Raw genomic sequence first — 12,064 nt, forward strand, 5'->3', positions numbered from 1 at the left:
ACGTGACCTCGGAGATGTGTATCAGAGAAAGGGTGGGGGCATAGGCATCCACCTCCAGCAACTCCAGCCGCTCGCGGCCCTGCGCCCAGAAGCCCTCCAGATTCGTCAGCCCATGCTCCAGACACCACGCGCCCAGCCTGCGTCCGAGCGCGAGGGGCAGGGACTCCGCGTTGGGAATCGCGAAGCGGGCCTCCGCGAGCCGCGTGGGTGTCACCACCCAGAAGTCATCGCGAGGCCACTTCTCCAGCAGCACGGCCATGCGTCCCTTGAGCACGACGCGCAGGCCCTTCTCGCGATCTCTCGCCTCGGTGTCGACCTTCACGTGCTTGAGCGACAGGTGGGGTGGCAACTGATAGCTGGCCACCCGCGAGGGGTGGTCCTTCTCGAAGCGCTCCATGACGGCGAGCGCCAGGTCATCCTTCAGCGACGACAGGCTGGGGCCCACGCGGTGAATCCTGGGCCAGAAGGCGGGGACCCACGCCTCGACGAGACGGCCGCCCAGGGGCGCGACGACCAGGGGGAGCTTGAGTTCCATGGTCAGTCCTCCTCTGCTTCGCCGAACACGCGCCAGTTCATCCAGGGCTCCAACAAGGCATCCAACTCCAGGCCTCCGCCGCCGTAGCGCAAGCGAGTTCCGGTGCGCATGTCCTCCACCGAGCCGCCCGAGGTGTCCGTCGAGCCCGGCCGGATTCGCCGGGCCTCGGTCTTCGGCAGCAGCGTCTCGAGCTTCGACCAGTCCGGCAGCACGTCCCGGCTGCGAGGGTGGGGGGTGAAGAGCACGCGCACCAGCGACGCCTGACTGCCCTCCACGAAGCGGTGTACGCCGTGCTCGGCGGAGAGCAGCAACGGGCGCGTCTCGCCGGAGATCTGCAGGGCGTACGCGAGGGGCGTGGGCTTGAGCTCCAGCAGCTCATCCACCTTGGGGTAGACCCAGTCCGGCGGAGGCGGATGGCGTGGTGGCTTCTCCCCGTCCGGTGGCTTGGGCGTCCAGAGCAGCGCGCGCTGGAAGCCCAGGGAGTAGCGGTTGCACCAGCGCTCATAGGCCTTCGCCAGGAAGCACAGCTGCGGCCATGCACCACGGCCGGGCACCAGTATCAGGGTGGAGCCCCGCGAGTACTGGTAGAGGCTGGCGTACAGCCGCTCCCGCAGGGGATGGAACGTCGAGCGCAGCGTGGAGACGTCGCGCGCGAGCGACTCCGCCTGTCCCACCGCGCGCGACAGGTGCGCCTCGAAGAGCAGGTCCTCGATGGCCTCCGTCTGCTGCGAGCACTCGCGGAAGGCCTTGTCCAGCTCGCGAGCGTCTCCGGACTTCCTCGCGGACTCCTCCGCCAGCGCGCGCTCCTCCCAGTAAGAGGCCTGTCGGGACACCTTGTCGAAGACCGCCAGCTCCCGCCGCAGCGCGAGCATGGGCGGCGAGCGGCTCCAGCGCTGCACCTCCGCGCGCAGCGTGGCGGCGTCCTCCAGCACCTGCTCGATGGCCTGCCGTCCCACGCCCTCCGCCGCGCCACCCACGGCCTCCGCGCGCAGCGTGAGCCCGTCGCCGCCGGCCTCCGCGTGCAGGCGCACCGGCCCCGTCTTCGGGTGCGCCGCGAGCCACGCCGCCACCGGCACCACCAGCTCCCGCTCCAGCGCGCGCTTCAGGGGCCGTGCGCCATAACGCGGGTCGAAGCCGCGCGCCGACAACCAGTCCAGCGCCGACTCGGAGACGACGAGGCTGGCGTCATGGCGCGACAGGCCGGAGCGCTGGCGGATGGCGTCCACCTCGCGCACCACCAGCCGGCGCAGCAGCTCCTCGGAGAGCGGCGAGAAGACGACGGTGTCGTCCAGGCGGTTGAACAGCTCCGGGCGGAAGAAGCGCTGCACCTCCGCCAGGTAGTGCGTGCGCAGCGCGGCGACGTCGGGCGCGCCGCCCAGCGAGTCGAAGCCCACGCGCGCGCGCCACGTGTCCGCGCCCAGGTTGCTGGTGAGCACGAGGACGGCGTTGCGGAAGTCGGTGAAGCGGCCCGACGCGTCGGTGAGGCGCCCCTCGCCCAGCACGCCCAGGAGCGCGTCGTGGACGGCGGGGTGGGCCTTCTCGATTTCATCCAGCAGCACCACGCAGAAGGGCTGGCGGCGCACGGCGGCGGAGAGGTAGCCCGGCGTCGCGCCGTCGCCCAGCAGGCGCAGCAGCGCGTCCGGTCCCGCGTACTCGCCCATGTCCAGGCGCACCATGCGCTCGCGCGAGCCGAAGAGCAGCTCCGCCAGGGCCTTGGACAGCTCCGTCTTGCCCACGCCGGTGGGGCCCACGAAGAGCAGCACGCCCAGGGGCCTGCGCGTGTCCGCGAGCCCCGCCTTGAGCACGGACACCACGGAGGAGACGCGCTCCACCGCCGCCTGCTGCCCCAACACTCGCGTGGTGAGGAACTCGCGGACCTGGGCGGGCTCCAGCGGCATGTCGTCGCGCAAGAGCGCCTCGGGGATGCCGGACTCGGAGGCGAACTGGCGCACGGCGTCCAGCCGGATGACCCGAGGCTGGGCCGCGTGGGCGCACGTGGCGATCAACCGGCGGAGGAAGGCCACCGCGTTGCCCACCTGAGCGCCATACGGCAGGAAGCGCCGACACAGGAAGCGACTCTCCTCCAGCGCCTCGGGCAGCACCTCCAGGGGCGTGGCGCTCGGAGTGTCCTGGGCCACGCGCGCCAGGATGTTGGCGAGTGCCTCCGGTGTCGGCTCCTCCACCCGGACGACGGAGAAGAGGCGGGCGAAGCTGGCGTTGCGCCGCTCCACCTGGGCCCAGGCCTCGGGGGTGGCCTCGGCCACCACGGACACCTCGCGGGTGACGAGCAGCGGCAACAGGAGCTGGGCCACGTTCTGGTCGCTGTGCGCGCTCTTGCCCGCGTCGAGCAGGTCGATGGCGTGTCCCAGCGAGAGGATGGCGCGGGAATCGTTCGCCTCGCGGAAGGACTTGAGCACCTGCTGCTGCCAGTCACCCCACATGCCCTCGCCCGCGATGAGGCGACTGCCGTCGACGAAGAAGAAGGGCCGGGCCTTCTCGGCGGGAGTGGCGGTGGAGGACTGGAGCGCCTCGGCGACCGCATGGAGGACCGCGGACTTGCCCACGCCCGAGGGGCCCACCAGCACCACGGCCTCCGCGTCCTTCGCCGCCAGCCGGGCTCGCAGCAGCGTCACCAGGGCGTCCTGCTCATAGGCGGGGTCGAGCTGCCCCTCCGTCGCCAGTCGATGCCAGGGCACCGCGATGCGGTCCAGCGTGGGCGTGGGCGGCGGCTTCTCCGGCTTCGCTCCCGGCTCCCGACGACGGGAGCGCTTGCGGGGCTCCCACGTGTCCTCGTCGAGCGCGTCCTCGTCGTCCCCATCGATGCTCACCGACAGGCCCGACTCCCGGGGCTCCTCGGGCTCCGCGTCCGGTGGCCGGGGCGGCGGGCGGATATCCAGGTGGAGCTGACGGGGCGTGAGGGCCGACAGGCGCGTCGGCGTGGCCTCCACCTCTACGTCCAGAAGGGCCTCTCCACCATCCGCGCGCAGGGCCAGGAGCCGCGCGTCGGGGAGTCCTTCCAACTGTTCGCGCAGTCGCTCGGCGGCATCCTCGGGCACCTTCTTGCCCTGGAACCACAGGTGCGTCTCCAGCCGGGGCGCATGCAGCCCGAGATAGGACTGATGCGTGGGCGCGACAGCGGCGGCGAAGGTGAGGGGCGCGAGGGTGTTCTCCTCGTTTCCCCAGACAGGAATCGCGTCCAGCTCCAGCGTGTGCAGCGTGCCCCCGGTCGCGGCGATGAATTCCGGCACGCGACGCGGATGGATGCGGGTGAGCTGGTCATCCAGCGCGAGCGCCAGCTCCTCGGTGGCCTTCTCCACGGTGTCCGCGTGCACCGCGAGATGAGGCAGGGACAGGGGGGTGAGCGTCACTCGACCGCTGGCGTGACGCTGCACCCAGCATTGGAAGCGAAAGTTCATGGAGTGTGCTCAGGCTAACATGGGGCGGCGCAGGGACGATGTGACCTCTGGGGGACTGACGCGGCCGGTCGCGCATGATGGCCTCCGCGTGCTGGACAGGCCGTGAGGTTCGGCGGGAGTCTGTCGTCATCGAGAGGTGCGAGTGATGGAAGACGCGTGTCCTCTGTTGGTCGAGTCCATTCGAAGCGCCGTTGTCGGTGAAGACCGGGTGCTCGATGGACCCTACGGTCCCCGCCGGCTCACGTATGCGGACCATGCCGCGTCCGGGCGCTCGCTCGCCTTCATCGAGGACTTCATCCGGGAGCACGTCCTCCCGCTCTACGCCAACACGCATTCGGAGACGTCGGGGACGGGCGCTCAGACGACGCGCTATCGCGAGGACGCGCGCGACCTCATCCACCGCGCCGTGGGAGGAGGGCCCGACGACATCGTCCTCTTCTGCGGCTCCGGCGCGACGGCCGCCATCTGCAAGCTCATCGACATCCTCAACCTGCGCCTCCCCGCGGACCTGGATGCGCGCTTCGATTTGGGCTCGCGCATTCCCCGCGCGGAGCGCCCCGTCGTCTTCGTGGGCCCCTACGAGCACCACAGCAACGACCTGCCGTGGCGCGAGTCCATCGCGGAGGTCGTCACCATCGACGAAGACGCCGACGGGCGCATCGACCTGGCCCACCTGGAGCGCGAGCTGGCGCGCCACCACGACCGGCCGCTGCGCATCGGCAGCTTCTCCGCGGCGAGCAACGTCACTGGCATCCTCAGCGACCAGGAGGGAATCGGCGCGCTCCTGCGCCGTCACGGAGCGCTGTGCTTCTGGGACTTCGCCGCGGCGGGGCCCTATGTCCGCGTCGAGATGAACGGGCGGGGCGATGACACCGTCGGCCCGCGCGTGCGGAAGGACGCCGCGTTCCTGTCGCCGCACAAGTTCATCGGTGGGCCGGGGACGACGGGAGTGCTGGTCGTGAAGCGCCAGTTGCTCGGCAATCGCATCCCCACCGTGCCCGGGGGCGGCACTGTTTCGTACGTGAGCGGCAGCGAGCACGTCTATCAGCGAGACCTCGTGCACCGCGAGGAAGGGGGCACTCCCGCCATCGTCGACTCCATTCGCGCGGGGCTGGTGTTCCAGCTCCGGGAGGCGGTGGGCGTGGAGACCATCGACGCGCTCGAACAGGACTTCGTCCGGCGGGCCCTCGCGCGCTGGGGGGCGAATCCCGCCCTGCGCATCCTCGGCAACCCGGCGCTCCGGCGGCTGCCCATCGTGAGCTTCCTGGTTCGACACGGGGACGCCTACCTGCACCACAACTTCGTGGTGGCCCTGCTCAATGACTTGTTCGGCATCCAGGCGCGGGGCGGTTGCTCCTGCGCGGGGCCCTACGGTCACCGGCTGCTGGCCATCGACCCCGTCACCAGCCACCGCTTCCAGGACGTCATCCTGCAAGGCACCGACGGCGTGAAGCCCGGCTGGGTGCGGCTGGGCTTCAACTACTTCCTCTCCGAGACGACGTTCGGCTTCCTGCTGGACGCCGTGGACTTCATCGCCCAAGAGGGCTGGAAGCTCCTGCCGCACTACGCGCTCGAGCCTTCCACCGGACAGTGGCGCCACCGCGCGCACCAGCGGCGGCTGGGGCGACTGGGTGACGTCTCCTATGCGAGCGGCCGGTGCGTCTTCCCGCCCCCCGGGCCAACCGTGCCGGAGGCGGAGCTGGGGGACTACGTCGCGCGGGCCCAGGCCATCGTCGAGCAGGCGCTCCAGGACTTCGGGAGCCGGACACAGGCGGATGCTTCGCTCGCGCCCGACGCGGAGCGCCTGCGCTGGTTCCCGCTGCCCGGTGAGGTGTTGGAGATGCTCAAACGCGAGCGCGCCGGCACGACCTCGGAGGCCCCCTTCCGACTCCAGGAGGCCCCTTGAGCCGCCTCAGGGATTGAGCTTCCAGGGCACCGTCATGGCGGGCTGGAAGCAGTGCACGTTGGCATAGAGGCCCGCGCCCAGCTCCTGCACCACGCCCGCGCCATAGCCCTTCGTCTGGCACCACCTGCTGACCTCCAGCTTGGAGTCGGTGGAGCTGAAGCTGCCCGCGTTGGAGGCGGGCCCGAGCTGGTCCTTCGCGACGTCCTGGATGAGCCCGGCGTTGAAGCAGCCCACCCACGGGCGCGAGGTCATCTCGAAAATCTGACCCGTGCTCCATCCCAGGCTGTTGCACCAGCGGTGTACGGCGGCCGAGCAGTCGAAGCTCTGCGCGACGCGCTCGTCCACGCAGCCGGCGTGCTTGCGCGCCAGCTCCTCGAAGGTGACGCCCAGGCTCTCGTGCTGGATGGGCGCGCACGCCACCGTCACGTCCGTCGTCGTGGCTCCCGCCAGCGCGCCCAGCAGCGAGATGGGCGGACGGTTTCCGATGAGCTGCTGAATCGTCTCGAGGACGTTGGTGCTGGTGGCCAGGGCGTCATGGGCGCCGCGCTGAGCGCAGACCCGGTGCATGGACGAGGCACAGGCCAGCGTGCCCAGGGCCGCGTAGCTGTTGCAGGCCGGCTGCTGCTGGCTCATGCCGAACTGTCCCGCCGTGGGAGTCTCCTGGATGGCCTCGTCGCGGCAGTTCGCGCCATATGACGTCATGCAGATGGAGCGGGCCGAGCGCGCATGGGTGAAGAAGCGCACCTCATCGATGGCGCCCCGGAACGAGCCCTCGCCATTGGCGGGACAGGTCTGCGTGTCCAGCGTGTTGCCCGCGCCGATGGACAGCGCGCCGGTGCCCAGGCGGAACGTCCCCGTGGCCACGGGCAGTGAGCGCCCCGTGGGCACGCCATTGAGGTACTCGCCGAAGGCGCCGGTGACGCCGTCCCAGGTGTAGGCCAGGTGGGTCCACGCGCCCACGGGCAGCGCGGGGCTGCGGCCCAGGCGCACGCGCGCGCCGTTGATGACGAAGGACATCTGCACCGTGTTGTCGGACTCGTAGATGAGGTCCAGTGCGCCGCCCTTCTGGAAGAGATAGCGGTAGGGGTTCCCCGTGGTGCAGCCCTGGTGGATGTTCGCGTCCGGGCGCACGGCGAGCTGCACGGTGAAGCCCCGCACGAAGCCGCCCACGCCGGGCACGGTGGACGTCGCGTCCGTCAGGTTCATCGTGAGCGCTCCGCCACCCGGGACGACCAGCGCCTTGCCCTTGCCGTGCGGTTCCCACAGGGAGCCGGACGTCGGCTGTGTCACCGCGTTGCCGGCGGAGATGGACGCCGTGCCCACGAGAGTGCCTGTGAAGAAGCGCCCGGACAGGTCCGGCGTGCGCGTCAGGTCATACGCGCCCGCGCGTGTCACCAGCTCGTTCATGGGCAGGTAGAGCACGTGGAAGGGGTCCACCAGCTCACCGATGTCCACCTCGTTGTAGTCCGCCGTGTTGCTGCCGAAGAGGGCGAGCACGTCGTGGGTCTTGGTGACGGGCAGGTAGTGGCTCTCGTTGCTGGAGCCCGGTGGGAAGTTCTGTTCTGGCGCGCGCTCCTGCTCCAGGTTCCACATGGGCCCGGAATAGAAGAGGTGCGCGATGTCACTGCGGTCCGTGTTGATGGCACCGTCGATGTGGTACGCCGTCCAGCCCGTGTCCGCGCCAATGAGGCTCACGGCTTCGCGGCGCGCGCCATCCGTGTAGACGACGCCCGTGTACGTGACGTTGCGCCCCTCGTGGTCCACCCAGGCGTAGGCGGCCCGGATGAGCGGGCCAGAGGTCGTCTCACCAAAGAGTTCCCCGGTGGAGGCCTTCAGCTTCTGCCATGCCAGCGGGTAGCGCTTCACGCCCGCGGTGGGGTCGCTGTACATCATCGACAGCGGGCGCGGATTGCTCCAGCCCGTGGCCGCGCAGGGCGTGGGGTTGTACGCATACATCAGGTGGTCGATGCCACCGTCGTTGGCGGGACCGCCCTGATAGATGAGCAGGCGTCCGTCGGAGGTCATCGTCGGTTCGATGCCGCGGATGCTCGCGCCGGTGACGGTGGTCAGATAGTCCAGGTTGCCGGTGGTGAAGGAGGAGATGTCCGCCTGCGGCGTGAAGGGCTGGGACACCCGGAGGTCCACCGGACGGCGACGGAAGCGGTTGGGCCCGTTGAACATCTGCGAGTCGAAGAGGAACGGCTGGTACACCGCCAGTCCTCCCGACAGGACATAGGGCTGGGCGGGGTTGGTGAAGCAGAACGCCAGCGCGTTCTCTCCGTTCCTCACCTGCGTGCTGAGCCCTGGAGAGAAGGCCGTGGAGAAGCCCGGCTTGCCCTGGGCGTCATACGTCACCGCTTCAGGCCGGAACACTCGCGCCAGCCACGTCGTCGTCGTCGTCGCGTGGTCCTCGCGGATGTTGCCCACGAAGACTCGCCCGTCGATGGTGGATGAATGTCCGTTCGCTCCGAACGGCGTCCCGATGCGTGTGTTCACCAGGGAGGGGCGCTCCGCGGCCAGGGCTCCTGGAGCGGCCATCAGCACCGCGAGCAGTGACGCGAGTCGTGGAACCCACAGCGGACAGCGACGAGTGCGCATGAATGCCTCCAGACTTGGAGTTCAGATTATGCTTGAATTGCGGGCTGAGATACTCATTGCGCCAGGTAGGCCGGGTGCGTGGCGTTTCCGTGGACGGAGGACGTCGCTCACGACGCTGGAAAGGGAAGGAGTCGGTGGGTTCGTCATGAGGGGGGCGCGTTGACAAGCCCGGAGGTGCCGGGCATCGTGGTGGCACTTCATGACCCGCCTGACGACCCACGCTTGTTGCTGCTGTCACGCACCAGCGGTGGGCGCCTGTCGACCCGTGGCCTGAAAAGCCTGGGTTGAGCTGGTTCGAAGAGCCCACCATCCGCGAGGAGGTGGGCTTTCGGCTTTCTGGCTCCGGAGTCCACCGTCCATCGCGCTCCTCTCGCTTTCGAGGTCCCGCATGGCAGGTCCCACACCTCATCGGTTCTCCTTCCTCGCTGGTGCGTTGACGTGGCTGCTCACCCCGCTGGCGGCGGCACAGACACCCGCGCCGGAAGCACCTCCCGCCGCGCCGTCGCCGCCACCCGCAACGCCGTCACCGACGCCCGGTGGAGTCGCCGTCAAGGCGACGTCCGAGGGCATCTCCGTCTCGTCCCCCGACAAGGCGGTCATGTTGAAGCTGCGCGGCTACATCCAGCTCGATGGCCGCTTCTTCGAGAGCAAGGCGGACCGGCCGGGTTCCACCACGTTGCTCATCCGGCGCGCGCGACCGTTGCTGGAGGGGACGCTCTTCAACCTGTTCGACTTCCGGCTGCTGACGGACTTCGCGGCCAACGCGCCGCCACTCTGGGATGCCTATCTGGAGTACCGACCTCGCAAGGAGGTGCGCGTGCGGGTGGGCAAATTCCGCCCCCCGGTGGGACTGGAGCGCAACCAGTCCGGCATCAACACCCTCTTCGTCGAGCGCGCGCTGCCCACGGACCTGGTGCCCAACCGGGACGTGGGGGTGATGGTGCACGGTGACTTGTATGACGGCACGCTGAACTACGCGGTGGGGGCCTTCAACGGCACGGCGGACGGCGCCAGCGCGGACACCAACCTGGACGACAGCTTCGACCTGGCGGCGCGCCTGTTCGCGCATCCGTTCCGGGCCACGAAGCTCAAGCAACTCTCCGGCCTGGGGCTGGGCATCGCCGCGTCGCGCGGCCTCCAGTTCGGCTCCGCCTCCACCACGGGCGAGGCGCCCCTGCGCACCATGGGGCAGCAGACGTTCTTCATCTTCCGGACGGGCACGGGTGCGGGCGAGACGGTGATTGCCCATGGCGAGCACCTGCGGCTGTCGCCCCAGGGCTACCTCTACGTGGGGCCCGTGGGCGCGCTGGCCGAATACGTGTCGTCCACGCAGGAGGTCAACCTGGGACAGCAGCACGCGCGCCTGCGCTTCGAGTCGTGGCAGGCCAGCGCGTCGTACGTCGTCTTCGGCGGCAAGGCGGCCTACGACGGCGTCAAGCCCACGGACCCGGTGGGCGCGGAGGCCGGCGGCTGGGGCGCGGTGGAGCTGGGCGCGCGCTACGCGGCGCTCGACGTGGACCCCGACGCCTTCCCCATCTACGCGGACCCCACACGTTCGGCGCGCAAGGCGCGAGGGTGGGGCGCCGTCGCGAACTGGTACCTCAACGGCAACGTCCGCGTGGCCACCTCGTATGACCACACGAGCTTCGAAGGGGGCGCCGTGGACGGTGACCGCATCCCCGAAGACGTCGTCATGTCCCGCTTCCAGGTGAGCTGGTGAAAGGTCCCTCCATGCGCTGCTCTCTCCGGCTGTCCCTGCTCGTCGTGCTCGCCCTCACCGGGTGCTCGAAGTCCGGGGGCGAGTCCTCCGCTCCGAGCTCCGTCACGCTGCTCAACGTCTCGTATGACCCCACGCGGGAGCTGTACGCGGACGTCAACGCCGCCTTCGCGAAGCATTGGGAGGCGACGCACGGGCAGAAGGTCTCCATCAAGCAATCGCATGGCGGCTCCGGCAAGCAGGCGCGGGCCGTCATCGATGGGCTCGACGCGGACGTCGTCACGCTGGCGCTCGCGTACGACGTGGACATGCTCCACGACAAGGCGTCGCTCATCCCCGACGGTTGGCAGGCGCGACTCGCGCACAACAGCGCGCCATACACGTCCACCATCGTCTTCGTGGTGCGCAAGGGCAACCCCAAGGGCATCCGCGACTGGGACGACCTGATTCGCGAGGGGGTCTCCGTCATCACCCCCAATCCGAAGACCTCCGGGGGCGCGCGGTGGAACTACCTGGCGGCCTGGGGCCATGCCCTGCGAAAGCCCGGAGGCACGGAGGAGTCCGCGCGCGCCTTCGTGGGCGCGCTGTTCCGCAACGTGCCGGTGCTGGACTCGGGAGCCCGGGGCGCCACCACGACGTTCGCGGAGCGAGGCCTGGGCGACGTGCTCATCGCCTGGGAGAACGAGGCCTTCCTCTTGACGGACGAAGTGGGCAAGGAGCGCTTCGAAATCATCGTCCCGTCGGTGAGCATCCTCGCCGAGCCTCCCGTCGCCCTGGTGGACCGCAACGTGGACAAGCGCGGCACCCGCGTGGTGGCGGAGGCGTATCTCCAGTTCCTGTATTCGGAGGAGGGACAGCGACTGGCGGCGAAGCACCACTACCGTCCTCGCTCGGAGGCGGTGGCGCTGAAGCACGGCGCCCGGTTCCCCAAGGTGACGCTGTTCACCATCGACGAGGTGTTCGGGGGCTGGCGCAAGGCGCAGGCCGCGCACTTCGACGACGGTGGCGTCTTCGACCGCATCTATGTCCCCCAGGCGCGCTGAGCCATGGCACCGCGCTCTCGCCGCCACGTCCTGCCCGGCTTCAGGCTGTCGCTGGGGTTGACCTGGGCCTATGTCGGGTTGCTCGTCCTCATTCCGCTGTCCAGCCTCTTCCTCAAGACGTTCTCCCTGACGTGGCCGCAGTTCTGGGAGACGGTGACGGCGCCTCGGGCGCTGGCGGCGTACAAGCTCAGCTTCAGCGCGTCGCTGGCGGCGGCGCTGGCCAACGTCGTCTTCGGACTCCTGGTGGCCTGGGTGCTCGTGCGCTATCGCTTCCCGGGCCGCTCGCTGGTGGAGTCGCTGGTGGACCTGCCCTTCGCGCTTCCCACCGCGGTGGCGGGGCTGACGCTCACCACGCTGTTCTCCTCGAAGGGCTGGTACGGGCAGTACCTGGAGGCGTGGGGCCTCAAGGTGGCCTACACCTCCGTGGGCGTGGCCGTGGCGCTGACCTTCATTGGCCTGCCCTTCGTGGTGCGCACGGTGCAGCCCGTGCTGGAGGACATCGACGTGGACGTGGAGGAGGCCGCGGCCACGCTGGGGGCCACGCCGTGGCAGACCTTCACGCGCGTGTTGTTCCCGGCCATCGTCCCCGCGCTCCTCAGCGGCTTCACCCTGGCCTTCGCGCGGGCGCTGGGGGAGTACGGCTCCGTCGTCTTCATCTCCGGCAACATGCCGCTGCGCACGGAGATTGTTCCGCTGCTCATCGTCACCAAGCTGGAGCAGTACGACTACGCGGGGGCCACGGCCATCGCCGTCGTCATGCTGCTGGCGTCGTTCCTCCTGCTGCTCGCCGTCAACCTGCTCCAGCGCTGGAGCCATCGCCGGCTGGAAGCCCGGTCCAGAGCGTGACGG

At 69.7% G+C, this 12,064-nt stretch carries 6 protein-coding genes and 1 pseudogene; 4 read left to right on the top strand and 3 right to left on the bottom strand.

All coding sequences use genetic code 11. The features are described 5' to 3' along the window. Positions 1–535, bottom strand: a pseudogene (locus FJV41_RS30495) (AAA family ATPase); the annotation flags it as partial. A 2-nt stretch (positions 536–537) separates the two neighbouring features. Continuing rightward, positions 538–3,951: an AAA family ATPase gene (locus FJV41_RS30500; RefSeq protein WP_141646102.1), complete on the bottom strand. Its 3,414-nt coding sequence runs from the start codon at positions 3,949–3,951 to the stop codon at positions 538–540. A gap of 208 nt (positions 3,952–4,159) precedes the next feature. Between FJV41_RS30500 and FJV41_RS30505 the strand changes: the two genes are divergently transcribed. Next, a complete protein-coding gene (locus FJV41_RS30505; RefSeq protein ID WP_246137527.1) occupies positions 4,160–5,857 on the top strand; it encodes an aminotransferase class V-fold PLP-dependent enzyme in 1,698 nt (565 codons plus the stop codon). Between the two features lie 6 nt (positions 5,858–5,863). Here the strand turns inward: FJV41_RS30505 and FJV41_RS30510 are convergent, their stop codons facing one another. After that, complete coding sequence (locus FJV41_RS30510) at positions 5,864–8,455, bottom strand: LamG domain-containing protein (RefSeq protein WP_141646104.1); 2,592 nt, start codon at positions 8,453–8,455, stop codon at positions 5,864–5,866. Positions 8,456–8,843: 388 nt separating this feature from the next. On the opposite strand from FJV41_RS30510, the gene FJV41_RS30515 reads away from it, so the two are divergent. Genes FJV41_RS30515 through cysT form a run of 3 tightly spaced genes read left to right on the top strand, consistent with a single transcriptional unit; the run spans position 8,844 to position 12,061 of the window. Beyond that, entirely contained in the window at positions 8,844–10,175 is a 1,332-nt protein-coding gene (locus FJV41_RS30515; RefSeq protein ID WP_141646105.1) for an OprO/OprP family phosphate-selective porin, read from the top strand. Between the two features lie 11 nt (positions 10,176–10,186). Continuing rightward, complete coding sequence (locus tag FJV41_RS30520) at positions 10,187–11,215, top strand: sulfate ABC transporter substrate-binding protein (protein ID WP_181791031.1); 1,029 nt, start codon at positions 10,187–10,189, stop codon at positions 11,213–11,215. Positions 11,216–11,218: 3 nt separating this feature from the next. Continuing rightward, complete coding sequence (gene cysT, locus FJV41_RS30525) at positions 11,219–12,061, top strand: sulfate ABC transporter permease subunit CysT (protein WP_141646106.1); 843 nt, start codon at positions 11,219–11,221, stop codon at positions 12,059–12,061. Positions 12,062–12,064: the final 3 nt, after the last annotated feature.

Origin of the sequence: Myxococcus llanfairpwllgwyngyllgogerychwyrndrobwllllantysiliogogogochensis, assembly GCF_006636215.1 — a bacterium.
GTDB classification, from domain to species: domain Bacteria; phylum Myxococcota; class Myxococcia; order Myxococcales; family Myxococcaceae; genus Myxococcus; species Myxococcus llanfairpwllgwyngyllgogerychwyrndrobwllllantysiliogogogochensis.

What these genes read in the sequence shown, in the direction of transcription:
- FJV41_RS30500 (WP_141646102.1), bottom strand. Translation starts at nt 3,951, where the DNA reads ATGAACTTTCGCTTCCAATGCTGGGTGCAGCGTCACGCCAGCGGTCGA.
- FJV41_RS30510 (WP_141646104.1), bottom strand. Translation starts at nt 8,455, where the DNA reads ATGCGCACTCGTCGCTGTCCGCTGTGGGTTCCACGACTCGCGTCACTG.
- FJV41_RS30515 (WP_141646105.1), top strand. Translation starts at nt 8,844, where the DNA reads ATGGCAGGTCCCACACCTCATCGGTTCTCCTTCCTCGCTGGTGCGTTG.
- FJV41_RS30520 (WP_181791031.1), top strand. Translation starts at nt 10,187, where the DNA reads ATGCGCTGCTCTCTCCGGCTGTCCCTGCTCGTCGTGCTCGCCCTCACC.
- cysT (WP_141646106.1), top strand. Translation starts at nt 11,219, where the DNA reads ATGGCACCGCGCTCTCGCCGCCACGTCCTGCCCGGCTTCAGGCTGTCG.